This window comes from Falsiroseomonas tokyonensis (assembly GCF_019024325.1).
In the GTDB taxonomy this organism is placed as follows: Bacteria; Pseudomonadota; Alphaproteobacteria; order Acetobacterales; family Acetobacteraceae; genus Falsiroseomonas; species Falsiroseomonas tokyonensis.
Genome location: NZ_JAFNJS010000001.1, coordinates 424,940 through 451,572 on the forward strand (window position 1 = coordinate 424,940; position 26,633 = coordinate 451,572).

The 26,633-nt window shown below is 70.7% G+C and carries 24 protein-coding genes; 8 read left to right on the forward strand and 16 right to left on the reverse strand.

All coding sequences use genetic code 11. The annotated features are described in order from the left end of the window. Window positions 1-2: 2 nt before the first annotated feature. Window positions 3-737: a gluconate 2-dehydrogenase subunit 3 family protein gene (locus J3S20_RS02010; protein WP_216834124.1), complete on the reverse strand. Its 735-nt coding sequence runs from the start codon at window positions 735-737 to the stop codon at window positions 3-5. Beyond that, a complete protein-coding gene (locus J3S20_RS02015) occupies window positions 734-1,762 on the reverse strand; it encodes a cytochrome c oxidase assembly protein (protein ID WP_216834127.1) in 1,029 nt (342 codons plus the stop codon). The genes J3S20_RS02010 and J3S20_RS02015 overlap by 4 nt, the downstream gene beginning before the upstream one ends. A 950-nt stretch (window positions 1,763-2,712) precedes the next feature. Between J3S20_RS02015 and J3S20_RS02020 the strand changes: the two genes are divergently transcribed. Both J3S20_RS02020 and J3S20_RS02025 read left to right on the forward strand, forming a co-directional pair. After that, complete coding sequence (locus J3S20_RS02020; protein ID WP_216834130.1) at window positions 2,713-3,723, forward strand: Bug family tripartite tricarboxylate transporter substrate binding protein; 1,011 nt, start codon at window positions 2,713-2,715, stop codon at window positions 3,721-3,723. Between the two features lie 926 nt (window positions 3,724-4,649). Continuing rightward, on the forward strand, window positions 4,650-5,366 hold the full coding sequence (locus tag J3S20_RS02025; protein WP_216834132.1) for a hypothetical protein: 717 nt from the start codon (window positions 4,650-4,652) through the stop codon (window positions 5,364-5,366). Between the two features lies 1 nt (window position 5,367). On the opposite strand, the gene J3S20_RS02030 is transcribed toward J3S20_RS02025, so the two are convergent. After that, the gene (locus tag J3S20_RS02030) at window positions 5,368-5,523 is read right to left on the reverse strand and encodes a hypothetical protein (RefSeq protein ID WP_216834133.1); all 156 of its coding nucleotides are present in this window, start codon (window positions 5,521-5,523) and stop codon (window positions 5,368-5,370) included. 252 nt (window positions 5,524-5,775) lie between these two features. On the opposite strand from J3S20_RS02030, the gene J3S20_RS02035 reads away from it, so the two are divergent. Then, the gene (locus tag J3S20_RS02035; protein WP_216834135.1) at window positions 5,776-6,219 is read left to right on the forward strand and encodes a hypothetical protein; all 444 of its coding nucleotides are present in this window, start codon (window positions 5,776-5,778) and stop codon (window positions 6,217-6,219) included. A 420-nt stretch (window positions 6,220-6,639) separates the two neighbouring features. Further along, window positions 6,640-7,719 (forward strand): sensor histidine kinase, encoded by a 1,080-nt coding sequence (locus J3S20_RS02040; RefSeq protein ID WP_216834138.1) that lies wholly within the window; start codon window positions 6,640-6,642, stop codon window positions 7,717-7,719. 111 nt (window positions 7,720-7,830) lie between these two features. Here the strand turns inward: J3S20_RS02040 and J3S20_RS02045 are convergent, their stop codons facing one another. From J3S20_RS02045 to J3S20_RS31040, 11 genes are all read right to left on the reverse strand, one after another. Continuing rightward, on the reverse strand, window positions 7,831-8,793 hold the full coding sequence (locus J3S20_RS02045) for a mechanosensitive ion channel family protein (RefSeq protein ID WP_216834139.1): 963 nt from the start codon (window positions 8,791-8,793) through the stop codon (window positions 7,831-7,833). Window positions 8,794-8,882: 89 nt separating this feature from the next. After that, on the reverse strand, window positions 8,883-9,404 hold the full coding sequence (locus J3S20_RS02050; RefSeq protein ID WP_216834141.1) for a DUF421 domain-containing protein: 522 nt from the start codon (window positions 9,402-9,404) through the stop codon (window positions 8,883-8,885). 124 nt (window positions 9,405-9,528) lie between these two features. Continuing rightward, the gene (locus tag J3S20_RS02055) at window positions 9,529-10,008 is read right to left on the reverse strand and encodes a cation:proton antiporter domain-containing protein (protein ID WP_216835389.1); all 480 of its coding nucleotides are present in this window, start codon (window positions 10,006-10,008) and stop codon (window positions 9,529-9,531) included. Between the two features lie 24 nt (window positions 10,009-10,032). Further along, window positions 10,033-10,635, reverse strand: a complete 603-nt coding sequence (locus J3S20_RS02060) for a cation:proton antiporter domain-containing protein (protein WP_216834143.1) — start codon at window positions 10,633-10,635, stop codon at window positions 10,033-10,035. A gap of 446 nt (window positions 10,636-11,081) precedes the next feature. Next, a complete protein-coding gene (locus J3S20_RS02065) occupies window positions 11,082-11,462 on the reverse strand; it encodes a PRC-barrel domain-containing protein (protein WP_216834145.1) in 381 nt (126 codons plus the stop codon). 169 nt (window positions 11,463-11,631) lie between these two features. Then, complete coding sequence (locus tag J3S20_RS02070; RefSeq protein WP_216834147.1) at window positions 11,632-12,510, reverse strand: hypothetical protein; 879 nt, start codon at window positions 12,508-12,510, stop codon at window positions 11,632-11,634. Window positions 12,511-12,604: 94 nt separating this feature from the next. Next, window positions 12,605-13,354 carry a hypothetical protein gene (locus tag J3S20_RS02075; RefSeq protein ID WP_216834149.1) on the reverse strand — a complete coding sequence of 250 codons (750 nt, stop codon included), beginning with the start codon at window positions 13,352-13,354 and terminating at the stop codon, window positions 12,605-12,607. 110 nt (window positions 13,355-13,464) lie between these two features. Then, window positions 13,465-14,151: a hypothetical protein gene (locus J3S20_RS02080; protein WP_216834151.1), complete on the reverse strand. Its 687-nt coding sequence runs from the start codon at window positions 14,149-14,151 to the stop codon at window positions 13,465-13,467. Window positions 14,152-14,254: 103 nt separating this feature from the next. Then, window positions 14,255-14,719 carry a hypothetical protein gene (locus J3S20_RS02085; protein ID WP_216834153.1) on the reverse strand — a complete coding sequence of 155 codons (465 nt, stop codon included), beginning with the start codon at window positions 14,717-14,719 and terminating at the stop codon, window positions 14,255-14,257. A gap of 96 nt (window positions 14,720-14,815) precedes the next feature. After that, a complete protein-coding gene (locus tag J3S20_RS02090) occupies window positions 14,816-15,442 on the reverse strand; it encodes a response regulator transcription factor (RefSeq protein WP_216834155.1) in 627 nt (208 codons plus the stop codon). Continuing rightward, complete coding sequence (locus J3S20_RS31040; RefSeq protein ID WP_216834157.1) at window positions 15,421-17,613, reverse strand: sensor histidine kinase; 2,193 nt, start codon at window positions 17,611-17,613, stop codon at window positions 15,421-15,423. The genes J3S20_RS02090 and J3S20_RS31040 overlap by 22 nt, the downstream gene beginning before the upstream one ends. Before the next feature lie 351 nt (window positions 17,614-17,964). Here J3S20_RS31040 and J3S20_RS02100 point away from each other — a divergent pair, with 351 nt between their 5' ends. The 4 genes from J3S20_RS02100 (at window position 17,965) to J3S20_RS02115 (ending at window position 20,787) form a co-directional block, all read left to right on the forward strand. Continuing rightward, window positions 17,965-18,921 (forward strand): PRC-barrel domain-containing protein, encoded by a 957-nt coding sequence (locus J3S20_RS02100; RefSeq protein ID WP_216834159.1) that lies wholly within the window; start codon window positions 17,965-17,967, stop codon window positions 18,919-18,921. Window positions 18,922-19,050: 129 nt separating this feature from the next. Then, window positions 19,051-19,458, forward strand: a complete 408-nt coding sequence (locus J3S20_RS02105; protein WP_216834161.1) for a hypothetical protein — start codon at window positions 19,051-19,053, stop codon at window positions 19,456-19,458. 93 nt (window positions 19,459-19,551) lie between these two features. Then, a complete protein-coding gene (locus J3S20_RS02110) occupies window positions 19,552-19,974 on the forward strand; it encodes a response regulator transcription factor (RefSeq protein WP_216834163.1) in 423 nt (140 codons plus the stop codon). A gap of 279 nt (window positions 19,975-20,253) precedes the next feature. Beyond that, entirely contained in the window at window positions 20,254-20,787 is a 534-nt protein-coding gene (locus J3S20_RS02115; protein WP_216834165.1) for a hypothetical protein, read from the forward strand. A gap of 70 nt (window positions 20,788-20,857) precedes the next feature. Here the strand turns inward: J3S20_RS02115 and J3S20_RS02120 are convergent, their stop codons facing one another. Next, the gene (locus J3S20_RS02120) at window positions 20,858-24,670 is read right to left on the reverse strand and encodes a translocation/assembly module TamB domain-containing protein (RefSeq protein ID WP_216834167.1); all 3,813 of its coding nucleotides are present in this window, start codon (window positions 24,668-24,670) and stop codon (window positions 20,858-20,860) included. 3 nt (window positions 24,671-24,673) lie between these two features. Beyond that, window positions 24,674-26,440, reverse strand: a complete 1,767-nt coding sequence (locus tag J3S20_RS02125; RefSeq protein ID WP_216834169.1) for an autotransporter assembly complex protein TamA — start codon at window positions 26,438-26,440, stop codon at window positions 24,674-24,676. Window positions 26,441-26,633 lie beyond the last annotated feature (193 nt).

Below are 26,633 nucleotides of genomic sequence, written 5' to 3' on the forward strand. Positions count from 1 at the left end.
CCTCAGCGCTGCAGGGTCGGAGCGTGGTGCTGCGCGTGTTCGCGCAGCGCCTCCGCGATGCCGCGCGGCGGCCGGTTGAAGTTCAGCCCGTGGCGGTCCAGCAGGTTGACGTAGCCGGCATAGGGTCCTGGAAAGCCCACCATGCGCCAGCCCACCATGTCGCGGTTGCCGCCGTACATCGGGTCCGACAGGAAGCCCTCGACCGTATTGGCCAGCAGCGTCTCGAAGAAGGCATCGGATGGAAGCTCGGAGAAGCCGGCCTCGCCGGATTCCAGGCTGCGCAGGGCCTCGTCCTGCAGGCGCGGGTCGAGCTCCTCGAAGCGGCTGCCGTAGCCGCCGCGGACCCAGTCGGCGACCAGCGACAGGCTGGTTCGGTACAGCTCGGCCGGCGTGTAGGGAAGCTGGTAGCCCTGTTCCGGCGTGCCCTCCGCGAAGGGCCCCAGGCGGTACAGCCGGGCGCCGCTGCCCCAGGCGCCGGCGAGCTGGCCGTCGATGAACTGCGGCACGCCAGCGCCCACGGCACCGGTGAATTCGGCATCCGGCGGGATCAAGCGGTCGACCATGGCCGCGACCAAGCTGGCCTGGTCCGCAGTGAAGAAGCGCCACAGCGTCGGCGCTGCCATCGGCGTCGCCGGCATCGTATCGTGGCTTTGTGCCTCTGTCGGGCCGGTCAGCGGTACGGCGGCCAGGCTGCCACTGCTGAGCAGCAGGCCGCGGCGCGAAAGGTCCGGGGTCATCGTGCGTTCTCCTGCGGCCCCATGCCGCTTTTCACGCGGCAATCCTCGAGCACCGGCCCGGCCAAGCCGAAGCAGACCGGTCCAAGTACGCGCGTGTGCCGGCCCGCACCCTCCGGTACGGAAGGGGTCGGCGCGCTCGGGCCACTGTCGCCGGTGGTGACGGCGCTGGTTGTCAACACGCCCACCGGGGTGCCGCTGCGCCTACCCCCGCTCGCGGCGGAGGTGGTAGTGGTCGACTGATTGCCCTGTGCCAGCGCCGTCACGGGCAGCGCCAGCAGCAGGGCCAGCGGCAGCGCGGCAGAACGCGGCGTGCGCAGCATCAGGGCGAGGCCCGTGCCTAGCACCAGCACGAGCAGCAGCCCGCCTGGCACCCACATCAGCAGCCCGCCAAGCTGCTGGTCCTCCAGCGGGGTGAAGCCCCAGGGCAAGGTCACATCGGGAGCATGCACGATGTACAGCGGCCGCGGCGCAAAGGTCAGAAGCGCGCCCAGCACGCCCATCTGTATGGCGGTGGCCAGCCCGCCCAACGCCGCCGCGACCGGCCGCGCCTCGCCGTGCCGCAGCAGCGCCGCCCAGAACCAGATGGCGCTGCCGGCGAGCGAGGCGTGCATCAGCCAGTAGGCGATGCCGTCAGGCGCGAAGGTCGCGACATAGGGCGCGGGCAGGTGCCAGAACCAGAGCAGCAGCGCGAAGGCAATCGTCGGTGCGCCCACGCCGCCACGGCGGATGGCCGGCCGATGCTGGATCGCGCTGGCGAGCAGCGGCGCCGCAATCAGGCTGATGACGAGGTGCTGGGTCACCCGCATGCTGAACAATGCCACGGAGATACTGCACAGCGGCGAGACGAGCGCGAGGGCGAGCAGCGCCCAGCCGACCAGCGCCAGTCCCGATCTCATGCCTTGGTGCCACGTCAGCCGGAGTGTCGCTGCGGCGCCGAGAAGCAGGACCACGAGCAATGACGCGTCAAGGTTCCAGCTCGCCATGCCGGGAAGCGGAGCCATGCCGCAGATGGGTGTCAGCTTCATGCTGTCGATCCCGCTTGGACAGTTGCCCGCCGGAGAACCAACGGCGTGCGAGCATCGGGTGAGCTTGGACCGATCGGCTGGGCAGCACACTCCGTAGCTCTACTTAGGGCCGGGCCCTGCTCTCAATGGACGCCGCACTTTGCGAACCGACAACCTCAGCAGCGCGCACAAAGGGCGACCAGGGACGTCGACTCTCCCGGCAAACAGATCGGGACAGCGCCTGGGCTGCCCGCATCGTGAAGCGGTTTAGCCAAATCGCCGCGAAGTCGCCTTTCACGGCGAGTGCTTTCTGCTCGCCCTTGCATCGCACCGCGCGACCTCGAGGGGTGACCGCTCCAACCGCCATCTGGCAAGGCTTCGTGCTCACTGGGTCAACCATCACTGAGCTTCCGCCTTACCGCAGACGGCGGCTTCAGCTCACCCGCGGCCTTCGCGCCTTGCTTCTCCTCTTGACCGCCCAAGCGCATGGGTTTGCGCCTACCGGGGCGGTGATTCTTTCGCGGCGATGCCCACGGAACGGTAGGCGCACCGCCAGAGCAGCAAAGGATTTTTTAGGCCAGGTGCGCCGCCTGCACACGGTCATGTGGCCGATCCACAGACGAGCCGGCGAAACGGCGGCGGACGTCGGGTGTTATGCGCAGCAACTCGGGCGGCTAGCGGCGTGCGGGGCAGAGCGGGGAGGCTCCGACATGATGAAAAAGCTGGCACTTTCACCGATTGCATTGCCCGTCTTCGCTGCATCCGACTACGCGGTATTGAAGTAGGCACTCCGAGGTCCGCACGGCCGCACAGCTGGTCGAAGTCAGCGGCGACTTTAGCTGGGCCGCTAGATCGGCGCTGGCCCTGGCGCCGCGGGCAACTATCCGTTTGGGCGCTGAGGCAGCGCCGGATGTTCCGGTTCGAGCCGGAAGGCCCTCACGAACCACCACCGAGCAATCAAGTGAGGAAACATGGACCCCATTGCACGCCGCAGGCTTCTAACCGGAACCGCCACCTTTGCCTTGGCGACGGTCTCTGGTATCCGCTGCGCAACCGCGCAACCCGGCACCTCGACCGGCGCCCAATGGCAACCGCAGCGGCCGATCCGGCTGGTCGTGCCGTTCTCCGCGGGCGGCACCACGGACCTGCTCGGTCGCATCGTGGCGCAGGGCCTTTCGGACCGACTCGGGCAGCCGGTCGTGGTGGACAACAGGCCCGGCGCCGGCGGGAACGTCGGCGCGGATGCTGTGGCGAAGGCGGAGCCGGACGGGCTGACCCTGCTGATGACGACGATCGGCACCGCCGCCATCAACCCGAGCCTGTACAAGGATGCGCCCTTCAAGCCAGAGGATCTGATCGCCGTCGCCGAGGTCGCGCGGGTGCCGAACGTGATCGTTGCTGCGCCGGATCTGCCTGCGCGGACGCTGCGGGAGATGGTCGAGCTGGCGAAGCGGCGGCGCCAAGGGCTTACCATTGGCAGTTCGGGCATCGGCACCAGCCTGCACCTGACGGGAGAGATCCTACAGGAGGCCGCCGACATTGAGCTGATCCACGTGCCCTTCCGTGGCTCCTCATCCATGCTGCCGGAGATCATGGCCGGCCGCGTCGACACCGGCGTTGACAACCTGCCATCGGCACTGCCGCACATCCGAGACGGCCGACTGCGGGCGCTGGCGGTGACCGGCGACCATCGCAGCAGTGTGCTGCCGGACGTGCCGACGACCGCTGAGGCCGGCTTCCCTGCCGTGGATCCCACCGCTTGGTTCGGCGTCCAGGCACCGGCCGGGACACCGCAGCCGGTGATCAACCGTCTCGCCACCGAGATCCGCGGCGTGCTGCAGGACCCTACGGCGCGCGCCAGGATCGAGGAGTTGGGCGCGGTGCCATCCGACACGACGCCGGCGCTTTTTCAGGCCTTCATCAACCGCGAAACTGCGCGGTGGGGCGACGTCATCCAGCGTAACGACATCACCGTGCAGTGAGCTATACGCTCAGTGCCGGCCCTGACTGTCGGCGCGGGAAGCTCACTTCCACAGCTTCAGTCTCCCTTGAACCTGTCGGACGCCCTTGGCCGCCGGGGGCGCCCCACCACGGGCTAGGGATGGCTGTTCCTGCCAAGGGGCGCGGCCGGAGGCCCTCAGCGGCCGGCCGCCGTCGTACTGCAGGAGCCCGGCGGTATTATCCCAGCGCGGGAGCGGCGCTAGGCTGCCGGCGCAGGACGCCTAGGTGACGCGCGCCGTCGGGCTGCGCGGGCGATCGAGACCTGCGACGATCGACGGGGATTTGGCGCTTAGGCTTCGCTGCCGCTTGATGTTGAGCCGCGCGTTATCTGCGCGGGATGACCGGCGTCTCGATCTCGCCTCGCAACGCCCGCTCACCACCGCCCGCACACGTGAAGTCATAGTGGTCGGCGAAGGAGAGGGTCGCCGGCTCCCGGGCGGCCCACCCGGTACAGCGCTGAGCGCCTTGCTCCAATTGCCAGAGCGCGCCGCAGGTGCGCCCTAGGCGGAGCTGTCCAGCAACCCAAACGCTGCCTCGACGACTGCGTCCTTCCTCGCCTGCGCCAGCCCACGTGCCGCCGTCTCGCCGGCTCCCTCCCGAACCGCCTCGAGGATGAGTGCCTTCGGCACCCGGTCGAGATGAGCTGCCCGCGCCGGTGACCACCACGCCGCTGCATCGAGCCTGCCTGTGTGTCTCGAACCTGGTCGGCACGAACGTCGTCGGCGTCCACTGAACGCGTCCAGGATCACGATCCTGCCTTCTGGCGGACGTCTGCGTCTGAACGCCGTGCCGCCGCCTGTGGCCACTACGTAACCCCCTTCTTCTCCCGCAACTCGCCAGGAAGCCTCGCGATGAAGCCCGCAAGGTCGGCGCTAACCGCGACCGCTCCCAATGCGGTGCGGGCGCCGTGCCGATCCTCACGGAGGGAACGCTCATGCTTCGACGCTGCATCCATGGCCACATTCTCGGCGGTATCGCAGGCCTTCTCCTGGCCGGATGCGCGCTCGATCCCGAATTGGAGCCCGCGCCCCGCGCCATGACGGTGCCCGGTCCCGGGCAAGGGGTCGAGGCGATGGAGAGTGGCGTGCGGGTCGCCGCCTTCACCGAAGCCTGGATCGCCACGCCGGACCGGCTGGCCCAAGTCCTGACCCCGATTCTGATCCGCGTCGACAACCGCAGCCCGGTGCCCGTGGCCATCCGCTACGAAGCCTTCCGGCTGAACGGCCGGCCCGGGGGACCCCGCTTGCCGATTCCGCCCTACCGGATCGACCGGGTGGTGATGGAGCGGGTGCCGACCCCTGGCTACCCGCTCCGCCGCTTCGAGGTCGCCCCCTACCTTTCGCCTTACTATCCCGGCTTCACGCCGTTCGGTGGCAGCTTCAGCATGACGCCGGGGCTATACGGCACTACCTTCCCCGCTTTCACCCAGGTCCAGCTGCCGACGCTGGACATGATGCGGCTGGCGCTTCCGGAGGGGGTGGTGCGCCCGGGCGGGGAAACCAGCGGCTTCCTGTATTTCCCGGACGTGGAGACACAGGGCCCGACAACCCTTGTGGTCAGCCTGACCAATGCGGAGACCGGCGCGCGCCTCGGCACTGTGAACCTGCCCTTCGTCGCCAGGTGATTTAGCTCGTGCGCTTAACGCTGTCCTCCTCTTGGTCTAACACTTCGCGCTCGATCAGGACGACCAGCCGTACGCGCTGGTTGTCCATCGACACCTGCCCCTCGTCGGCAACCGCCGGATCGTTGCGGGATACGCATGGGCGGCCGTCCGCCGCCACAGCCGCTCCTGTGCCGACACGCCGAAGCGCGCCTAGCGGTGTGCGAAAACTGGCGCATGAAGCGGGCTGCCGGGCGGGCGTTGCCATGGCGAACTGCCAGCGCATTCAAGCAGCCTGATCAAGGCTGTCCGCGTCGCCTTCTCCAGGCGTTGGCCCCGCCGGAGAGCGAGCGCGTAAGACACCCCGCAGAGCGCCAGGCCACGCGCCTACGCAACCCTACGGAGCTGTGCGGGATGTGCGGACTGGCCATTTTTGGACCTGGAGGGCGGCTTCCGTCCTCCAGGTCATCAGGAAAGGGCCGAGATCGTGCGGAAGATCCAGCATCAGCTACTGCTCCCCTGGCGCGTGTTCCGTGGCTTCTGGCGCACCGTATTCGAGAATCCCATGCGGTCACTGGCCGCTGCTGCGGCGCTCGGCGTGGTGTTCCTCGCATGCTCGACACTGACCACGATCCCGGACATCCAGCCAATCGTCGGCGGCGATCCCGATGTGCTGCCCCGTCCCGTCGCCCTCTTCCCGGCCGCCAGCGCCTTGGCGGCGTTCTGCGCGATGATCTGCGGTGCCCTCCTGATCTGGGTCGCGGAGCGGCCCCTGCGGGCTGAGGCGCTGAGAGGTTCGGAAACGGTGAACGACGATGTGGCACGCGAGCGCCGAACCCACGCGGATCACGGCAGGATCGCCACGGTTCCTGCATGACGATGCGCCGTTAATCGTGCGGCTCGCCATCGTGCCTGCCTTCGCACTCAGTGGGGGCGGGCGCGCTTCGCCAACTGACTTGAACAACCCGGCTGCCTCGCTGATACGGCTCGGAAGGCGTGTCGCGGATTCAACTCTGAAGCCTTGCCAGCGAGGCTAGAACTATCGGCGCTCCATGCGTCGCATGGGGCCGGCTGCGCCGCCCTGGAGCCGACATCGCGGAGTGCCAGGCAGCAAATGAAGCGGAGCCGGGCGATCGCGCATGTGCGGAGTGAGATCGATTGGCGGCTTCCCCCCATCTGGAAGGAGCCGCAGCAGTCATGCCCGTCAACCTCGCGAATTGGGCCCCTTCCAGCGGGGGTCTGACCGTCCAGACGGAACAAAGCCGCCGCTCGCGGCCGCGGCCAGGGGGGAGCTGCCGTGTCTGCGACCGACCGAACCCGCTCCGCTGCGACAAGCACTGGCAAGACCCCACTGGTCGAAGCCCTGCTCCGCGCAGAGGCCGCGCCGGCAGCCCTGCGCTACCCATGCGCCTTTGCCGCGATCGGTGTCGCGGCCGCGCTGCAGGAGGTTCTCTTCGGGGGCGGTCCGGCACACCCCTACCTGCTCTTCTTCGTCGCGACGCTGCTGAGCGCAGTGATGATCGGCCGCGGGCCTGCAGCGCTGGCCGCGGTGCTCGGCTGTCTGATCGTTTCATGGCGCAAGACTGCCGAGCCTGACGGATCCGAAGCGACAGTCGCATTGGCTGCAGTGGCCTTCCTCGCGATCTGTGCTGCCGCCATCGCAGCGGTTGAGACGGCCCGCCAGGTCTTTCGCGCGCTGGCCCAGGCGCGCAGCCGTGCGGAGGCTGGCGAGCGCGAGAAGGAGATTCTGCTCGTGGAGCTCGGCCATCGCATCAAGAATGACCTGCAGCGCGTCGCGGCGGTCTTGCTGGTCCAGGCTTCGACTGCCCCAAACCACGCCAGCGCATGCGAGCTTCGCGCCGCGGCTGCTCGGGTGCGTGTGCTTGGTCGGCTCCATGACCGCCTGTCGCGCAGGGACGGCGAGGGTAGCGTGGATACGCGCAACTTACTGGGTGCGCTGGCCGACGACCTCCGGTCGAGTTGCGGCGGTGCGCTCGCCAGCGTCACGCTGCTTGCGGAGACGGAAAGCCACACATTGCCCTTGCCTGTCGCGGCCAGCGTCGGCCTGATAGCGAACGAGCTTGTGACGAACGCGCTCAAGCACGCTTTTCCGGCAGGCAAAGGCCAGATCCGGATCGGCTTCCGCCTCGATGCAGATCGGTACGTGCTTGAGGTCGCGGACGACGGGGTCGCTCTCGTCGCAGCCACCCAGGAGAAAATCGCTGGGGAGCAAGGCAGTGGCCGCGGGCGCATGTTGGCCGGCGCCCTGGCGCGCCAGCTTGGGGGGCGGCTCGACGTCCGATCGGGAGGCGAGCGAGGCACGGTCGCAGTTCTCGCCTTTCCAGTAGCGCGCCTGCAGGACAAAGCTGACGGCTGACCGGGCAGGATCCCGCCGAGCACAAGCTGGGCCGGACGGATCCAGAAGATGTCCCTGAGCTCCTCCAGCCACTCCCGCAGACGGCTTGTCACGGCCGACCCCCGACGCTGTTCATGGCCGGTCCCCGGCCGGGTCCCGTTCCGCCTTCCGGGTCACCTGCCAGCGCGGCCGCGGCACGTCGCGGCCCGCAGCAGGCCATCCTTCGCGCTGCCGGGACCGGTCGCCATCCGTCTCCTCGGTCTGGTCGTGGAATAGCACCTGCGTGGTCGGGAAGGGAAGGTCGAGGCCGGCCGCGGTCAGCGCATCCTTGACTGCCTCGATAGCGCCGTCGAGCGCATCCACCGCATCGCGCCGACGCGGCGGGTTGATCCAGAAGCGGGCCACCATGTCCACGCCGGCAGTGCCCAGGCCCGTCACCAGCGCTTCCGGCGCCGGGTCGGCCAGTACGCCGGGATTGGCGCGGAGGGCCCGCACGACGACGTCGCGCGCAAGGGAGATGTCGTCGCCGTTGCCGATGGTCAGCGCGAATTGCAGCCGGCGCTGCTGGTAGGCGGTGATCACCTCGATCTTGTCTGTGAAGAGGGAGGCGTTGGGGATCAGGATGCGGCGATTGTCGTAGGTCCTCAGCACGGTGGCCCGCACCCAGATGTCCTCGACCGTGCCCTCCTGTTCCCCGTGTCGGATTTGATCACCGATGCGGAATGGGCGTGTGAGCAAGATCAGGACGCCGGCAAGCAGATTCTGCAGCACGTCCCGAAATGCGAAGCCGATGGCGACACCGCCGATGCCAAGGAGGTTAAACAGGTCTGCCGCGGACACGGAGGGAAACGCGACTGCAGCGGCAACCAGGAACACAACAACCGTTACAAGGCCGCCTGCGATCCGCCCCAGCACCATCGCCGAGCTGGCGGAGGCTTCGCGCAACGACGCCGCGCGCGTCACCGCGGCGCGGACGCCACGAACGAGGATAAGCCCGAGCCCGAAGACCAGGACGCCCAGCAGCAGGCCAGGCAAAATGTTGGCAGCTGAGCTGCCGAGAGCCTGCAGCCTGTCCAGCGCTTCATCGAACATCATCGGGCCTCGTCCATGCCGAGGTCAAACGCGCCTGGGCCCAAAACGTCGACTGCCCCGGCGATCTTAACAGTCGGAGTATGTTAGCGTCATCAGTGACATTTGGCATCGTCGACGTCATCCAAAGTACCGGCAGCCCCGACCGGGTTGGCGTTCTGGATCACGCTGAGGCTTCCGTCGGTCTCCAACACCACGGCCGCAACCTGCTCTGGCGTCGCCGCGCCAGAACTTCGTAACGCGGCGAGGACCTCGGCGCGGGTCACGCGCTGCGCGCGCATGGCGCTTTCGAGGAAGCGGCCATGGTGGAGTAGGAGCGTTGGCTCCGACTTCACGAGATCGCTGAAGCGGGTCGATCGAACGGATAGCCAGGCGACGACGTATTGCAGCCCAGCCAGCAGGGCGAAAGCGGCCAGGCCCTCGACTAGGGCCACCGACTTGCTCAGCAGCACGGTGGCCAGCGTGGAGCCGAGCGCCACCGTGACGATAAGGTCGAAGGCGTTCAGCTTCGCAAGCGTCCGCTTGCCCGAGACGCGCAGCAGCAGCACTAGGGCGGCATAGGCAATTGTGCCGACCATCAAGACTCGAAGTAGGCCGAACCAGCTGTCGAAGAACATCGTCAAGGCTTTCCGTGCAGTTGTGTTGGGCCCGATGACCTCGTGAACCTAGACGTCATGTAGCCTCGCCAGGATCGCGCCGGCCATGACCATGCAGATGTCCAGCAGCATGTCGTGCTTGCGCTCAATCGTCGGCGCCAGCCTTCATACGCCGCACGACGCCGGCGAGCGTCGAGCCCTGTACCAGAATGCTGAACACCGCCACCGCGTAGGTCGCGGCCAGCAGCGCAGGCTTTTCCGGGATGTCGGGCAGCGAGAGCGCGAGCGCCACCGAGATCCCGCCGCGCAGCCCGCCCCAGGTCAGGATGGCGACGGTGCCAGGCGCGAAGGGCACGAAGCGGCTGAGCAGCGCAACCGCGCCCCCGACCGCGGCGAAGCGCCCCGCCAGCGCCAGCGGCACTGCCGCCATGGCGAGAGCGGCGAAGGCTGAGTCGAAACGTAGCAGCAGCACCTCGAGGCCGATGAGAAGGAACAGCACCGCGTTCAGCCCCTGGTCCACCACGTCCCAGAAGCCAAAGACGTAGCGTCGCGTTCTTTCGCTCATGCCGCGCCGCGCCCTGCGGTTACCGAGCAGAATGCCGGCGACGACGACCGCTTCCCGCAGGAAGAGCTCGGCGGCCTCGGCGGGTCAAGCCTCGCCGCCCGCGGCAAGAATGACGAGGAGCGCAAACAGCACGACCCCGACGCCATCGTTGAAGAGCGACTCACCAGACATGTCGGTCTCAATGGAAGCCGGCACCTGCACCACCTTCAGCGTGCCGAGCACCGCGACGGGATCGGTTCGGCTGATCAGCCCACCGAAGACCAGCGCCCAGGGCAGCGGCAACGGATAGCCAAGCGGCGCCGAAGCCATCCCGAGCCCTAGGCCGATCACGAAGGTGGACAGGAGTGTGCCGCCGGTCGCCATCAGCGCAACCGGCCAGGCGCGACCGCGCAGCCGGCTGATATCGAGGTGCAGCGCGCCGGCGAAGAGCAGGAAGGCGAGCAGCCCGTCGAGCACGGCACTCTGGAAATCGATCGCGCCAACAGCCGCGATCAGGCTGCGGTTCAGTGGTTCATCCGTCTCCAACATGTCGACCACAACCAGCAGCAGCGAAGAGACGAGACCCATCGACAGCAGCCCAATTGAGCCCGGCAGACCAAGAAAGCGCTGGTTCAGCCAGCCGAAGCCCGCCGAAAGCACCAGCAGCAGCGCCACGATGTCGAGAAACGATAGCACGCCCGCCGTCATCGCCGCAGCTCATAGGCGATGACCCTGTCATTAGCTTTGGTGTCCGACGAGCCGGGTCTCCCGCTACGACCACGACCGCAGGCCGGCCGTCCGTGTTTTCATAGGTCATCGGCGTCGCGTTGTGCGGGCAAGATGCCAAGCGGCCGCCGCCGTCGCCGCACCAGGGAACGGTCAAGCGGGGCAGCATCCCTGCTCGCGCGAGCAGCGCCGCGTTTATCGCGGGTCTGGCGACGGGTGCGATCGGCCGCGCGAGTGGACTCACGTCCTTGTCGGTCTCAGTCTCCCGCAGAAGTTCAACGGGTGGATCTATCGTACGATCTGGCACTGGGTCGCAGCGCGCGACGCGCAGCGCAGTTCCAGGTCCGGTACTCGCGCATGGCAATTGCGGCCACGCTGGCAGAATGCGCGGGGGTAACAGCGGAAGCCAAGCGCTGAGTGGGCGCGCCTCAGTCATCCCATTCCGGCTGCGCTTCCAGCTGAGCCCGGCTCAGTAGGGTGACGATCCGGTCGCCCACCCGATGCACCTGGCTGAAGCGCAGCAGAACGTCGCGATCGCCGATGCCGAGGAATCCACCAACCTCCACGCCGAGGCCGGCCAGCAGCCCATCCTGCGTCACCAGCACCGCCTCGATCTCGCCGATCGCATCGCCCGTGTCGGTGTACAGCATGGCGCCGGCAATCTGTCCGGCCCGGAGGCCGAGGTCCGGCACCATCCGCCCTGCTTCGGCTTGCCCGTATTCCAGCTCCACCGCGGCCGCGGGCAGCGGTGCGGCGGCACCGGCCAGAAGCGCCACCAGCGCGGCGGCAATGAATCGTCCTGACGTCATTCTGTCCTCCTGATCCTGGTCTGTCCTGCGGAAGCTGAGCGCCGGGAGTCCTTCGGCGCGTATCGGGGCAGGATCCGGTGCCACTGGGCGCCTCCAGCTGTGCGGCGGGTGCCGAGCCGATCGACGCCCGCGCCATCCGGGAGCGACGTCCCTTCGACCGGATTGTCCCCTAACGGGTGGAGGCGCCGGAGCCGGTGGTGCCGCTGCCCGAGGAGGTGCCCGACGAATTGCCGGAGGGCGTGTTCCCGGCCGCGCCCGATCCACCGCCGGAACCCGAGGTGTTACTGCTCGGCGATCCGGTCGAGGACCCGCTCGTCGAGGCGCTGGTCGAACCGCTGGCCGACCCGCCGGCCGAGGCGTTGCCCGATCCGCCACGCTCGTCGCCGGCGGTGCCGCCAGAATTGCTCCCCGAGTTGCCCCCGGAGTTGCCGCCCGAGCCCTGGCTGCCCGACGAGGACCCGCTGCTGCCGTCGCCGCGAAGCGCCTGCCGGGCCTGCTGCAGGGCCTGCCGTGCACCGCGGCGATCGCCCTGGTTCAGCGCCTCCTCGGCCTGCTCGATCGACATCTCGACCTGCTGGCGGCTGCGCATGGCGTTGTCCTGGCGCATCGCTTGGTCGGCCTGCTCCAGCGCCTGCTGCGCCGCCGCGGTATCGCCCTGCTGCAGGGCGCGCCGCGCCTCCCGCAGCGGCTCGCGCACGTCGCGCATCGCCTGCTGCATCCGCTCCCGCTCCACCAGCAGGATCAGCAGGCGGGTATCGCCCTCCGTGCCGCGGCTGGACGCCTGCGCGCCGCTGCCCATCCGGTCGCCGCCCATCCGGCTTGAGGACGGGTCACGCCGACGTTCCTCCTCCCGGCCCATGCGATAGCCGGCCTCATAAGGGTCGTAGCGGTCGAGGATCGGGCCGGGCGAACGCTCCCGGCCCTGCGTCCACTGGTTGCTGCCCTGCGCGGCGGCCGGTGCCGCGGCGCCCATCGCCACCGCCAGCCCCAGCACCGGCATGGCTGCCGCCATGCTGGCCGACATCGTCAAGGTCCGTTTCAGTTGCATGTCTCTCTCCCGTCATCTGCCTCGTTGGCCGCTGGCCGGGACCGACCATCATCGGGTCGGCCCCGGCCCTTACCGGTCTCAGTTGCTCCGGGTCTCAGTTGCTTCCGGTGTTCCAGTCGCGCGGCCGCAGGGGCTGGCCCTCGCCGCGCTGGCCGGCGCCCTCAAGCCGCCAGCCCGCGGTGTTGCGACCGACGATCTGGCCGCTCGATGCCAGTTCCATCGCCCGGGCGGTGCGCGACCGGGCGCGATCGACCTCACGCTCCCGCAGCGCCTGGCGCGCCTCCCGGATCGCGCCGATGGCGGCGCCGGTGGCGGCCTCGCCGGAGCTTCCCTCGGGCAGGCTGCGCGTCAGCAGCCGGGTTTCCGCCTGGCCCAGCGCCACCCAAGCCTCGCGCAGATTGCCGCGGTTGATCTGCATGCGGGCATTGTCGAGGAACTCCATCGCGGCCCGCAGTTCGCGGTTGGAAGCCATGCCGGAGGAAAGCTGCCCGGCGTTGCGTTCATCCTCGCGCCCAGCGCGATAGCCGTAGTCATAGGCGTCGCGCGCGCCCTGCATGGTCCGGTCCTGGCTGGACTGGTCGCTGCCGAACAGGTTCCAGTCCGAAGAGCCGCGGCGGGTCTCGTTGCCCGACATCGGGTCGCGGCCGCGCCCAGCCCAGGGCTGCGTCAGCCGCTCATCCTCGCCGCGACGATAGAAGACCTCGCCGTCCGGCGTGGTCACCCAACGGCTGCGCTCGTCCCGGTTGACGCCCTGTGCCGAGGCGGGGGAGGGCGCCAAGGCGCCACCGCCCAGCAGGGCTGCGGCGAAGGTCAGGCTGATGGCCGCGTTGCGTGTGTTTCCCATGGGTCTTCTCCTGAATGTCTTGCGTGTGATCGGCATGCGCCCCTGCGGCGCATGCGCGGTTGGCATGCGCCCTGCGGTGCATGGGGTTCGGCTGAGAGTCTGGTCCTGACTCAGCGCATGGCGGGCGGGATGCGCATCATCGCCTGCTGCGTCTCAAGCAGCGCGTCCTGCATCTCCGAGATCGCCCGGTCGCGGCGGTCGCCGGCGGGCTGCCGGGCCAGGTCCTGGATCGCCTCGCGCAGGCTTTGGGCGGCGACCAGCAGATGATCCATGGAGCGGGAGTAGTCCGGCACCACGGCGAACTGCTGGAACGGGGCGCTGTCCGGATAGACGTTCGGGATGACGTACATGCGTTCGCCACCCTGGCCCGATGCCTGGCCCGATCCCTGGCCCGATCCCTGCGAGGACCGCCGGGACTGGTTCTGGCTGGACTGGTTCTGGCTGCCCTGGTCCTGGCCGCCCTGGCTGGACCGGGCCTCGCGCCGACGACGCTCCTCCTCCCGCCCGGCGCGGTAGCCCCGCAGGAACTGCTCCCGATCCGACTGCTGGGAATGAGACTGAGACTGAGACTGGCTCCCGCCACCGCCGTCCTGGCGCGAGGCGTGGTCGCGCATCAAGGCATCGTGCAGTTGGCGGAGATAGCGGTCATAGGCGCTGCCCGAGTTCTGGTTGCCCGCATTGCCGGGGCCGGCGTCGGACCCGTTCTGTGACTGGCTCTGCGCGAGAGCGGAGGCCGGTAGCGCGCCACCGGCAAAACCCATCGCGAGCAGGGCCGGGAAGATCAGGTTCTTTTTCATCCTGGGTTTCCTTTGACTGTGAATTTCGCCCCCAGCCGGGTCCGGAAGGGGCGTTGGGCAACCGGTCAGCCCGGGCTTCAGCCCCGGAACTCAGCCCCGGAACTCAGCCCCGGGGGCCGCCGGAGGCTCGCTCGCCCCATCCGTGCTCGAGCGGGATGCCGCGCTGGGCCCGGCGCTCCTCGCCCTCGCCACCACGCGGCAACCAGGTCATGGCGTTCTGGGTGCGGATCAGCGCCTGGCGTGCCTGCTCCAGCGCGCTGTCGCGCCGCTCACCGGCGGGCAACTGCCGGAGCATCACCAGGACTTCCCGCAGGAGGATGCGGGCCCGATCCAGCCGTTCCATGGATTCGCGCTGCGAGGCGTCGTTCCACTGCGGACCGAAGCGCCGCTCATCGGCCACACCCGCGCGGAAGCCCGCGACGAAGGGCGTTTCGGAAACGCGGCCGGCATCACCACCGGCATGGCCACTGGCTGGGCCACCTTGGGCCACAGCGCCCGCCGCGCCGAACATGGCGCCGGCCGCGAGTGCCAGGGCTGCGGCTTTTCTTGTCGGATAGAGAAGCTTCATGTCCCACATCCCGCCTGTTGCGCCGTGCCTGCTGGCGTCGAAGCAGCAGGCATGGAGGAGGTGGGGCGGCGGAACGCCTGAGGGGACTCCGGGTGGCTACGTAGGTTCGGCGGCCTCGGCGCCGCTGCCGGCCGCCAGCGCCATGCGCACCGCCTCCGGCAGGCTGCGCACCTGCAGCTTGGCCATCAGGTTGGCGCGGTGGATTTCCACGGTGCGCGGGCTGATGCCGAGTTCGAGCGCGATGACCTTGTTCTGCCGGCCCGCCACCATGCCCTGCAGCACCTCCGCCTCCCGCGGCGTCAGCGCCGCGATACGCTTCTGGGCATGCAATGCCGCCGTCGCCTCATCGCGCCGCGTCAGCGCGGCGGCGGCGGCGGCCAGCACGGCTTCACCGGTGAAGGGCTTCTGCAGCATGTCGCAGGCACCCGCCTTCATCATCCGCACTGCCAGCGGCACGTCGCCATGCGCGGTGATGACCACGATCGGGTGCGGCAGGCCGCGCGCCAGCATCTCCCGCTGCACCGCCACGCCGTCGATGCCGGGCATGCGGACATCGAGCAGCACGCAGCCGAAGGGCAGGTCTGTCGTCGCCTGGCGGAGGAAGTCCTCGCCGCCCTCGAAGGTCTCCACCGCATATCCGGCGGATCCCAGCAGCAGCGCCAGCGAACGCCGCACTGCCGCCTCGTCGTCGACAATATAGCCTATGGCGATATCGGGGGGCATGGCTTGGCCTCCTCCGGAGCAGGCGCTGCCGAGGCAGCACCGTCCGGTTCGAGCAGGGAGAGTGCGGGCAGGGAGAAGGTGAACACGGCTCCGCCCTGCGGGTTCGGTGCCCAGGCGAGACGTCCTCCGTGCTCCTCGACGATGGCACGGCAGATGGACAGACCGACGCCCATGCCCTCGCGCTTGGTGGTGACGAAGGGCTCGAACAGGCGGCGCCCCACCTCCTCCGGCAGACCGCCGCCGGTGTCGGCGATGGCGACGGCGCAGAAGCCCGCATCCTCGCGCCGTACCTCGACCCGAAGATCCCGGCGCGGGCTGTCCTCCATGGCCTCGATCGCGTTGCGCACCAGGTTGACCACCACCTGGCGGATCTGCACGGGGTCGGCCAGTACCGGAAGGGCCCGCGGCGAAACCTCCAGGCTCAGGGTCACGCCGCGCTGCCGTGCGCCACTGAGCGCCAGGCCGACCCCGTCCTGCACCAATCCGTTCAGGTCGACGATTCCGCGCTCGCCATCGGCGCCACCGATGAAGTCGCGCAGCCGCCGCACGATCGTGCCGGCATGCACGGCCTGGTCCGCCGCCTCCCGCATCGCATCGCGCGCCATGGCGGAGCGGCTTGGACCGGGCTCGCGCCGCTCCAGCATGTTCAGCGCCGCCTCGGTGAAGTTGGCCACGGCGGTCAGCGGCTGGCTGAGCTCATGTGCCAGCGCCGCGGCCAGGGCGCCCATGTCGTTCAGCCGCGCCATGTGCCGAAGCTCGGCCTGGGTATCACGCAGCCGTGCCTCCGCCTGGCGCAGCGCGGTGACATCGGTGCAGGCCTTCACCATCGCGAGCAGGCGGCCATCCGGGCCCAGGCGCGGCGACCAGTGGCTGGCAACCAGGATGGGCGTGCCGTCGCGGCGCCATTGGCGGATCTCGCCCTGCCAGGCGCCGTCCCGCCGCAGGCACTCGCGGATCGCAGCCAGCGGCTCCGGGAACTCGCTGCGCAGCAGGTCGTTCGCCACCTGGCCAATGGCCTCCTCCGCGCTCCAGCCGAGCAGCCGCTGCATGCCCGTCGTCCAGACCAGGATGCGTCCATCCGGTCCCACCACCTTTACCTGCGCCAGGTCGAGCGCGGCCAGAACCTCCTCCCGCTCGCGCAGCCTTTCCGCTGCCTCGTGCCGCGCCAGCAACAGCGCGCGGCCCACCTCATTCACCTCGCGCACCGCGGAATGCGGCGTGGCGCCGGCATCCGAGGGCGGCAGCTGGGAGGCCGCGGCCAGCGCCTGGATCGGCCGGGCGATGCGCCGGGTGAAGACCAGCGCCAGGGCCGCGGCAAGCGCGGCAAAGACCAGGGCACTGCCGGCGGCGATCCACAACTGGCGCCGCAGCGGTGCGGCGAAGGCCGTCTCCGGCATGAAGACCCAGGCGGTCCAGCCGGAGACCCGGGCCTCGGCATGCGCCACCACCACGGGCACGCCGAAGGCGTCCTGCGCGCGCCGCCAGCCCTCGCCGATGGGCGGCCCCTCCTCCGCGCCGACGCGGCGCAGGCCGACGAGGCGTGACGCGCCTTCGCTCCGCGCCAACACGGTCCCGTCGCGATCGGTGATGGTGGCGATCACGCCCGCCGGCAGTCGCGCATCGCGCAGGATGGCGTCGAGCTCGCTGACCGGGACGCGCAGGCTGAGCAGCCTGGGCCGGTCGGTCGGCGGTCCCGGAACCGGCGCCATCACCGCGAATCCGGGTGCCCCCGCGTCCAGCCCGAGAAGGCCGCTGACCTGGGGCCGCAGCGTTTCCAGCGCCGCACGCTCGGCAATCGCATCATGGGCGCCGAGGGCGGCCGAGCCGAGCGTCAGCAACTGATGCGTCTCGCCTTCCTGCAGCACCAGGACGGCGTCCCGCGCCCGCGGCAATTGCCGGACGCGCTCCCGGAAGGCCTCGACGTCGCCGGAGATCAGGTGGTCCGAGGTGGCCAGCACCTCGACCATCGCCTGCAAGGTGGTGAGGCCGCGGTCCAGCGAGACCGCGATGTGGTGCGCTGCGTCGCGCGCCGCGTCCCGATGGCGCGCCCGCTCCGTTTCCGCGACGCGGACCAGCAGATAGACCTCCAGCGCCAGCATTGGCAGCAGCAGCGCGGCGCACAGCAGGCCGAGGTGCCAGGCCAGCGGTCGCCCGGCGGGACCGGCTTCCACGGCCCGGTTCGTTCCGGCAGGTTCCATGGCTGCTTGTCGTTTCCTGTAGCGCGCAGCGGACAGAACCGGCGAGCGGGAGTGCGGTTCCCGGGCTTCATGCGGGAAGCCCCTAGGTAGCGGCCCTTAGATGCGGGCGCGCAAACGAAGGCCAAATTGCCGAACGAGGAGCGACGCCGGCCGCCACGCTTGGTTTGGCACGCCAGGTCCTGGCCCGGATACGAGGCCGCAACCCTGATGTCACCATGGTGCATCGAACCAGCCTGCCGCGCCGCTTCCACGAGGAAGGAAGGACACATCATCATGCAAGAGCATCCGACGCACACAGCACAGCACCCGGCGCTTCGTGCATCCTTGCTCACCACCGCTGCCGTCGTGGCGCTCGGCATCTCCGGCACCGCCGTGGCGCAGCAGCAGCAGGCGCAGCAAAACCAGGCCCAGCAGGGCAATATCCAGACGCCATCGGGGAACCCCCTCGCGCCGCAGCTGCAGGCGGTGGAGCGTTCGCTGCGCCAGTCCCAGCAGCAGCTTTCGCAGCAGGGCGCCGATGCGCCGCAGCCGAACTGGGAACAGGCGCGTCGTGCGGTCAGCGCCGGCCAGGAAGCGCTCGGCCGCACCCCGTCGGAGCTGCAGGGGCAGGATGCCTTCGACGCCGCGCGGACCCGCCTTTCCGATGCACGGGTTGCGCTCCAGGGCAGCAGCCCCGATCGCCAGCGTGCGGCGATGCAGCTGCGCGAGGCGGCCGATGCGATGGCCGCGCTGCACGGCCGCCTGACCTCCGCTGAGAGTTCGGGGTCGCAGGGGGGGACCTCCAACTCCGGCCGCAGGCAGACCGCCGTGCAGCAGGCGCAGCCGCAGGTGAATGGGCAGCGCCCGGACCAGGCGCGGAGCGAGACGGCGCAGCGCGACCAGCGGACCGGCGCGACCACGGCCACCCCCGCGCCAGCGCAGTCGGGTGGTGCCCGGAGCGCCGCCGTATCGCCAGCGGCCGGCGTGCCGTTGCAGCGGGTCTCGAACCTGATCGGCACCAATGTCGTCGGCGCCAACGGGCGTGAGTCCGGCGAGGTGGAGAACCTGCTGCTCGACCGCCAGGGCAATGTCCGCGCCGCGCTGGTCGAATGGGGCGGCTTCCTCGGCATCGGCACGCGCCGTGCGATGGTGCCGATGGAGCGCATCGAACTGGGCAGCCAGCCGGCCCGCCTGAACATGACGCGCGAGGAGCTGGAGGCGCTGCCGCGCTACGACGAAGCCAATATCGCCGCCTATGGCCGCGAGCGCGGCTGGGGCGAGGGGATCCGCATGGCACGTTGAACCGGCCATGCGGCGGGCGGCGGCACGGCGCCGCTGCCCGACCACGCGCGGGCTCGGCCGGCGCGGCCAGGACGTGCGGACGCAACACGCCGGTGCGCCCGCGCCGGCGACAACATCAGGAGAGACCTCATGAACGCCAGGATCCTCGCCACCGCCTTGATCGGCCTCGCGCTGAGCGCGCCCGCCTTTGCCCAGGGCCAGAGCCAGAACCCGCAGAACCGTTCGGGCAGCGGGGCCTCCTCCAGTCAGGGTTCCTCCGGCTCGGCGCAGAGCCAGCAGCAGGCGGTGAGCCAGCAGCGGCTTCGCCAGCAGCTGACGCAGGCGGGATTCCAGGATGTGCGGATCATCGACGCCGCCTACCTTGTCGAGGCCAAGACGCAGGACGGCAACTCGGTTTTCCTGATGATCAACCCGCCCGCCTCGATGCCCTCCGCCAGCGCCACGCAGCCTGGCAGCGGCGCCAGCAGCAGCGGCTCCAGCGGCGGCAGCAGCCCGTCTTCCAGCGGCGGAAGCAGCAGCAGCGGCTCCCGCAACTGAAGCAGGTGGTCAGGAAGGGGGCGGCGCGAGCCGCCCCCTGTTCGCATCATGCTGTCCCTGCGCACCTTCCCACTTCCAGCATTGGCGTAGCCGATGCGCGCGGGTGAGGCGACGAACCGGTCGGGATGCGGCGGTGCCGCCTGCTACGTCGTGGACGACGACGCGGCGGTGCGCCGTTCGGTCGCGCTGCTGCTCGGCTCCGCCGGCTACAGGGTCGAAACCTTCGAGCACGGCGACGCCTTCCTGGACTTCGCCGACCAGGAGCTGCCCTTCGGCTGCGTGATCCTTGATGTCCACATGCCCGGCAGCGACGGCGCGACCGTTCAGCGGGAGCTGGTGGCGCGGGGACTGCCGCATCCCATCGTGGTCATCACCGGGCATGGCGACGTGTCGCTCGCGGTGCAGATGGTACGGGCGGGGGCGCGCAGCGTCCTGCAGAAGCCCTTCAGCGGCAACGCCTTGCTGCGGGCGACGCAGGAGGCCATGACCCTACGGGACGACAGCGGGCGTCACTGAGCCGGCCGGGTGCGCGTCTGCGCGGCATGCGAAGACGCCCGAGGCTCCAGGCAGCCGGACCACGCTGCGAAGCGTGCCTCGACGTCCGTACGACCACCTAGACCACGTCGGCAACCTCACCTTGGTCCCGCGACGGCGTTACCTTCATCGGCGTACAGGGGGAAGCACAGAAGGACGCGGCCCGGTTCGAACCTGGCTGCACCCGGATGAGCCGCCCTCCTTCGCCTTCGATCGCGATACAGCGCCGAGCAGCGAAACGACTTTACGAGGAAGCTGGCCATGAAAGTGCACCAGGAAGGCCACCCGGCCGTCACGTCCCGCCGATCGCACCTGCAATTCGTCTCCTTGCCGCTCACCCTGGCCTGCTGGCTAGCGGCTGGTCCGGCTGCCGCGCAGTGGCGCACCGGGAAGGTGGCGGAGCCAGCGCCGGTCCTGGAGTCGCGCCGCGGCAAGCTGGCCGGCTATGCCGCGATGCTCGACGCTGCCGCGGAGCGTCTGCACGCCTCCATGATGGCGCTCGTGGCCTACGGCACCCGGGATCCGCAGCGCGGATCCGTGCCGCCGCAGCAGCAGGCACTGGTCGACCAGGCGCAGCGGGCCTGGCTGGTGGTGAAGAACACGCCGGAGGATTTCGCCCTTAACGACATCTACACCGCCGTGGACCGGCAGTTCGCTGAATCGGTCGGGCGGATGCAGCGTGCCGCGACCGCACCTTCCGAGGCCGTGGCGGAAGCCCGCAGCATCCTCACGGCCATGGAGCGGCTGGAAGATGCCGCGGCCGCTGCGGCGATGGCGGCCGGCCCCGCGCCGTGACGGCTGCCGCCGGGTGCCCGTCCCGAAGCCGGGCGGGCGACCGGTGCGGCCGTCTCACGCGCCGCCGGGATCAGTATTCGAATTCGTAAGTGAGGCCGAGGCGGTCGCCGGCCGGGCCGGTGGCGGTCTCGCCCTCCAGCTTCAGGCGCGGCGTGATCTCGACCTCCACCCCGACGCCGGTCTGTCCGCTCTGGACGCCCTGGCGAAGCCCGAGATAGACGCCCGGCGCGACATAGCGCCCGGCTTCGGCGGTCGGCCCGGCGCCCGTCCCCTCCACGGCACCATCGCCGGCGACACCGAGCCGGTCGAGGCCGAGCGCGCCCCGCAGGCGGTCCAGCGCCTGGCTGCCGCCACCAACGCCGGTGAGCTGCGCGATCGCCTCGGCGATCTGCAGGACCTCGAAGGGCGAGAGGCGGTCGGTGGATCGGTCGAACAGCAGCCGCGCCAGGATCTCGTCCTGCGGCAGTTCCGGCGAGGAGCTGAAGGTGATCTCCGGCGCCGCCGGCGTGCCCTGCACCGCGATGGTGATGCTGGTGCCGCCGGCCTCGCTGCGCGCCACCAGATCCAGCCGCGGGGTCAGGGTGCCGCCGGCGAAGTCGATGCGGCCGCGGTCGAAGGTCAGGCGGCGGGCCAGCACCTGGAGCGTGCCGCGGCGCAGCTCGAAGCCACCCTGCGGAACAGGGTCGGGCAGCGTGCCGCCGATGCGCAGCTCGCCACCCAGCTCGGCATCGACGCCCCGGCCGCGCACGAAGATCCGCCCGGGCGCGGAGATCGCGACATCGAGGCGGATGGCCGGCAGGCCTTGCGGCGTCGGCAGGCTGGCCTCGGCCGGCTGCGCCGCGGGCGGCAGGATGGCGCCGGGGGGCGGCCTGCCACGCACCTGCACGCCGTCCAGCACGGGCAGGCTGGCGGGCAGGCTGCGGGGGATGCGGATCTCGGCGCGCTGGATGCGGACCTGGCCGGCCAGCAGCGCGTCGGCCAGCAGCGGCCCGTCGAGGCGCAGCTCGGCATCGACGACCGCGGTGATGAGGTCGGATACCGCCGGCCGCGCATCTCGGGCGGTAAGCCGCAGCTCGGCCGGCAGCCCGGCCGCGCCGAGATCCACCGCGCCCTGCAGCGCGATGCTGCCGCCCCCGGCCGTGCGCCCCCGCAGGCGCTGCACCACCAGGCGCGTGCCCGCGCCCACCACGCTTCCGGCGATGTCGCTGATCCGGATGCCATAGACGGGGTTGCGGTACTCGCCGCCGGACAGTGTCGCCCGCCCGCCCAGCCTGGGCTCGGCGAGCGTGCCCTCGGCCCGCAGCGCCAGTTGCAGCTGCCCGGTCACCCGGTCCGCGCCGGCGGCCAGGAAGGGGCCGGCCAGCGGCTGCAGGGCCAGGTTACCGTCCAGGCTGGCCTGCAGCGGGGCGGCCGGGCCGAAGCCCTGCGGCAAGGTCGCGGCCAGCGTCAGCCGCCCGGCCCTTCCGGCCTCGATCTCCGCCCGCAGCCTTGCGGCGCCGGCGGCCCAGCGCGCCTCCGCCCGCAGGCCGAGCGCGGGCAGGCCCTGGGACCAGCTTGCACCCGGTCGCAGGCCGCTTCCGCGCAGCGTCGCCTCCACCACCGGCTCGGCCACGGGCCCGGTCACCCGGACGGTGCCGGACAGGCTGCCCTCCGGCGACAGCTCCGGCAGGAAGGGGCCGGTCAGGGCGGCGGGGATCGAGGACAGCGTGGCGCTCAGGTCGGCCCGCTGCGGACCCCAGCGGCCCGCAAGCTGCACGCGCCCGCCGTGCGGGACGGTGAGGCCCAGGGGCGATGCCAGCCGGAGGCCGCCATCGGCGCCCAGCACGATCTGCGCCGGTGCCGCCAGGCCGATGGCCTGGCCCAGCGCCTCGGCCCGCAAGGCTGCCAGGTTCAACCGCCAGCCCTGTTCCACCGCCAGCAGCCGTCCATTGGCGGAGACGGCGCCCTGTTCGGCCTCCGCCTGCACCGACCAGGCCATCGCCTGCGGCGTCCCCTCCACCGTCGCCGCGATCCGACCCGCGCTGCCCGCATAGGCCAGGCGCGGGGCGTCCAGCCGCAGGTCGAAGCCCTGCACGCCGTCCCGCGGCGCGAAGCTTCCCTGCGCCTGCAACCGCCCTTCCAGCCCGGCGAGCCCGGCGAGCCGCGCCAGTGGCGCCAATGCGCCGGCCTCCAGCCGCGCCGAGCCGTCGAACAGCAGCGCATCCGGGTCGATCAGCCCGGTCGCGGTCAGCACCGCGGGCCCAAGGCTGAGGCGGGCCTGGTCCAGTTGCAGCAGCGCCCCCTGCGGCTGGCCGCGCAGCGCCAGCTCCAGCGGCAGGCCCTCCAGCGTCGCCTGCAGCTGGGCCTGTGCACGCGGGGCGGTGGTCGGGTTCTCGATGCGGGCCTCCAGACCCAGCCCCTCCAGCACCCGCCCGGCGAGGGTGATGCGGTCGGAACTGGCGTTGAGGGTGATGGTCGGATCGGCCAGGGTGCCGCCGAGCCGCGCCACCGCCTCCAGCGCGCCGCTCGAAGCCGGGCCGAGGACCTCCAGCCGCGGCAGGCTGAGCCGCGCCGTGGCATCCAGCGGCGCCGCCAGCGATCCCGCCACGCCGAGCCGGCCGGCGGCGCCCTGCACCACCAGATCCACCCGGCGCGGTGCGGGTGCCGCCGTGCCGGACAGGGTCGGGCTGTCGCCGAGCACGGCATCCGCCTGTGCGATGCCGGTGGCGAGGCCCTGCGGGGTTGCCTCCAGCCGCAGCTGCGGGGCGGCGAAGGTGCCGGTGACGCGCATCTCGCCGCGCAGGGAATCCCAGGCCAGGCCCGGCGGCAGAAGCGCGCGAAGCGGTGCGGAATCCCCCAGGGCCAGTTGCAGCGTGAGCTCCGGAACCTCCTGCGCCAGGTCCAGCGTGCCGGCGGCACTGGCCTGCCCCACCGGGGTCTCGACTTGTAGCTGCGTGAGGGTCAGCAGGCCCTCGGCCGGCCGGTCCGCGTCCAGCGTGAAGCGAAGGGGGAAGAAGGCGCCCGCATCGGGCACCGGCAATAGCGGCGCCGCCTGCAGCTGGCCGCGAAGCTGCGCGCCGAAGGCCCCATCAGCCAGCGCGCGGATGGTGCCCTCGGCTTCCAGCGCGATGTCGGGACCGAGCCGCGCCGCCGCCGTCAGCGCCGCGCCGGCGGCCGGGCCATCCAGGCTCAGCGTCAGCGACAGGGGATGCTGCGGCAGCCCGAGAAGGCTGGGCACCAGGCCACCTTCCGGCTCCTGCACCGCAAGCTGCGCGTTCAGCCGGTCCTCGCCGGGGGCCAGGGACAGGTCGAGGGTGATGCTGCCTTCCCGGTCCAGCCGGCGCAGCGCCAGGTCGGCGGCCAGGCGTCCGGATTGCAGCGCGGCACTGCCGGTCAGGGAGAAGGCGGCGGCCTGGCCGAGCACCGCAGGATCGAGTTCCAGCCGCTGCACGACCAGGCGGTCCAGCGCCAGGTCCACCGGAAGGTCGGGCAGACCCGGCAGCACGCCGCCCTGCCCTGGCGCCGGCTGTTCCCCCGCTTGGGTGGGGATGGCCGCGGGCGCCGCAACGGGCAGCCGGTCCACGCGCAGCAGCGCCGCCTCCAGCGCCTCCAGCCGCACCACGCCGCGCAGCAGCGCGGTGCGCGCGAGGTTGAGCCGGACATCCCGCAGGGTGAGCCAGACGCCCAGCTGGTCGGACAGGGTGATGCGGTCCGCCGTGGGGGCGCCGCGCAGCGCGCCTTCCAGCCCCTCCACGCGCAGGCCCGGGATCAGCGCTTCCAGACGCCGCTCCAGGAAGGACGGATCGCGCGCCGCATCGTCCTGCGCCGTCACCTTGCCGCCCGGCAGCAGCATGGCCGCCAGGAACAGGACGAGGAGGATACGGGGCAGTCGCCAGCGCTGCATGGTTCAGAACGCCTGCCCGATGCCAACATAAAGCCCGTAGCCGGAGGAGCCGTCCTGCCGCACCAGAGGCAGCGCGATATCGGCGCGGATCGGCCCGATGGCAGTGTGGTAGCGCAGCCCGACCCCGGCCCCGACGCGCCAGTCGGAGACGCTGGGGATGGAGTCCGACCCGACCGTGCCGGCATCGACGAAGACGACGCCGCCCCAGCTCTCGCCGATGCGCTGGCGCCATTCCACGCTGGCCTCGAGCAGGCTGGCGCCGCCGACCAGCCGTCCGGCCCCATCGCGCGGCCCGATCGACTGGTAGTCGTAGCCGCGCACCGACCCGCCGCCGCCGGCGAAGAAGCGCTGGTGGATTGGCGCGTCCATCCGATCCTGCGCCAGCAGCGAACCCACGGTGCCACGCAGCGCAACGATGCTGCGCGCGCTGCCGAGCACGTCCCAGTAGGTGCTGGCCGTGACCCGCAAGGGCGCGAAGGCAGCGGATTCGTCCAGGCTGAAGCTCGGCGTGACGCTGCCGGTCAGGCGCCAGCCGCGGGTCGGGTTGAGCAGGCTGTCGGTCTCGTCCCATCGCCCGTTCAGGATGAAGCCGGCGATCTGGTAGGGGTCGAGCGGACCGCCGGAGGGCCCGGCCTCGCCGATATCGACGGACGGGCCCGCGCCGAGCGTCAGCTGGTCGGAGAAGCGCCGTTCCAGCAGGATGGAAGCGATGGCGGCGTCGCGGTCATAGGCATTCAACCTCTCCCGCAACACGCCGACGGTGCCGACCGCGGCCAGGTCGCGACCGAACAGGCCGGGCCGGCGCAGCGTGGCGAAGGCACGATAGGTGCTGTCTTCGACGCCGCCGCCATCGCTGCCGAGACGCGCCACCTCCGCCTCCAGCCGCAGCCTCTCGGCCTGGCCGAACAGGTTCCGATGTTCCCAGTAGACGAGGAAGGACGGACCGTAATTGGTCTCATAGGCCGCGGTGACGCCGATGGCGCGGCGCGGGCGTTCGGACACGATGAAGGTCACGGGCAGCCGGCCCTTGTCGTTCAGCGTCTCCGCCGTCTCGACCCGGACCGAGGAGAAGGCGCGCAGGCCCAGGATGCGCCGCCGGGCTTCCTCCAGCCGCGCCGGGCTGTAGGTCTCGCCGGCTATCTGGTTGGCGGCGAAGCGCACGAGGAAATCGGGGTTGATCCGCTCCGTCCCCGCCACGCGCGGTACGGCGAAGGCGGCGCGTGGCCCGGGGGCGAGGATCCAGGTGACTGCCATGCCACGCTCGTCGTAGTTCACCACCGTGCGGCGCCGCACCACGCTGGAGAGCGGATAGCCGCCCGCGCGAAGCCGCGCGAGCAAGCGGGCCTCGGCATCCAGGACCGCGGCGGCGGTCGCCGGGTCGCCGGGGGCAAGGCCGACCGGCTGCTCCGTCACCTCGGCGACGGCGGCAATGCCCTGTTCGGTCGTGGCGCGGATGGCGACGTCGGAGATGGTGTAGCGCGGACCCGGTTCGGCCAGGATGCGCACCACGACAGGCCGTTCGTTGCTGGCTTCCAGCCGTTCTGCCAGATCCGGCGTATCCAGTGCCAGGCCGCCAATCAGGATGCGGATGGACCCGCCCCAGAAGCCTTCCGAGTGCAGCGCCCGTCCCAGCCGCTCGCGATCATCCGCGGCACGCGACGCGACACCGAAGGCGCTGGTCGGCGCTTCCTCCTGCAGCCGCAGCAGGCGGGAGACAGAGGCAAGTGCCGCGTCCAGCGATGCATCGTTTGTGGGAGCGAGCTCAGTCACATAAGGCAGGCTTCCGACCTCGTCGGGCCGCAGATCGGCCTGACCAGCCTGCTCCTGGGCGCGGCTGCTCGGAAGCGCGAGGGCGCTTGCCCCGAGCAGGGCAAGGGCGAGCGCGCATGCCAGGTGCCTGATGGCAGGGGAGCGAGGTGCCGCTGTCAGCCGGGGTGGTCGAGGTTTCACATGATCGCAAAGC

Bases quoted from the DNA above. Each gene is read 5' to 3' on its own strand.
- J3S20_RS02070 (WP_216834147.1), bottom strand. From the start codon at position 12,510: ATGCAACTGAAACGGACCTTGACGATGTCGGCCAGCATGGCGGCAGCC.
- J3S20_RS02020 (WP_216834130.1), top strand. From the start codon at position 2,713: ATGGACCCCATTGCACGCCGCAGGCTTCTAACCGGAACCGCCACCTTT.
- J3S20_RS02085 (WP_216834153.1), bottom strand. From the start codon at position 14,719: ATGAAGCTTCTCTATCCGACAAGAAAAGCCGCAGCCCTGGCACTCGCG.
- J3S20_RS02090 (WP_216834155.1), bottom strand. From the start codon at position 15,442: ATGCCCCCCGATATCGCCATAGGCTATATTGTCGACGACGAGGCGGCA.
- J3S20_RS02075 (WP_216834149.1), bottom strand. From the start codon at position 13,354: ATGGGAAACACACGCAACGCGGCCATCAGCCTGACCTTCGCCGCAGCC.
- J3S20_RS02045 (WP_216834139.1), bottom strand. From the start codon at position 8,793: ATGATGTTCGATGAAGCGCTGGACAGGCTGCAGGCTCTCGGCAGCTCA.
- J3S20_RS02115 (WP_216834165.1), top strand. From the start codon at position 20,254: ATGAAAGTGCACCAGGAAGGCCACCCGGCCGTCACGTCCCGCCGATCG.
- J3S20_RS02010 (WP_216834124.1), bottom strand. From the start codon at position 737: ATGACCCCGGACCTTTCGCGCCGCGGCCTGCTGCTCAGCAGTGGCAGC.
- J3S20_RS02120 (WP_216834167.1), bottom strand. From the start codon at position 24,670: ATGCAGCGCTGGCGACTGCCCCGTATCCTCCTCGTCCTGTTCCTGGCG.
- J3S20_RS02015 (WP_216834127.1), bottom strand. From the start codon at position 1,762: ATGAAGCTGACACCCATCTGCGGCATGGCTCCGCTTCCCGGCATGGCG.
- J3S20_RS02110 (WP_216834163.1), top strand. From the start codon at position 19,552: ATGCGCGCGGGTGAGGCGACGAACCGGTCGGGATGCGGCGGTGCCGCC.
- J3S20_RS02060 (WP_216834143.1), bottom strand. From the start codon at position 10,635: ATGACGGCGGGCGTGCTATCGTTTCTCGACATCGTGGCGCTGCTGCTG.
- J3S20_RS02105 (WP_216834161.1), top strand. From the start codon at position 19,051: ATGAACGCCAGGATCCTCGCCACCGCCTTGATCGGCCTCGCGCTGAGC.
- J3S20_RS02080 (WP_216834151.1), bottom strand. From the start codon at position 14,151: ATGAAAAAGAACCTGATCTTCCCGGCCCTGCTCGCGATGGGTTTTGCC.
- J3S20_RS02050 (WP_216834141.1), bottom strand. From the start codon at position 9,404: ATGTTCTTCGACAGCTGGTTCGGCCTACTTCGAGTCTTGATGGTCGGC.
- J3S20_RS02065 (WP_216834145.1), bottom strand. From the start codon at position 11,462: ATGACGTCAGGACGATTCATTGCCGCCGCGCTGGTGGCGCTTCTGGCC.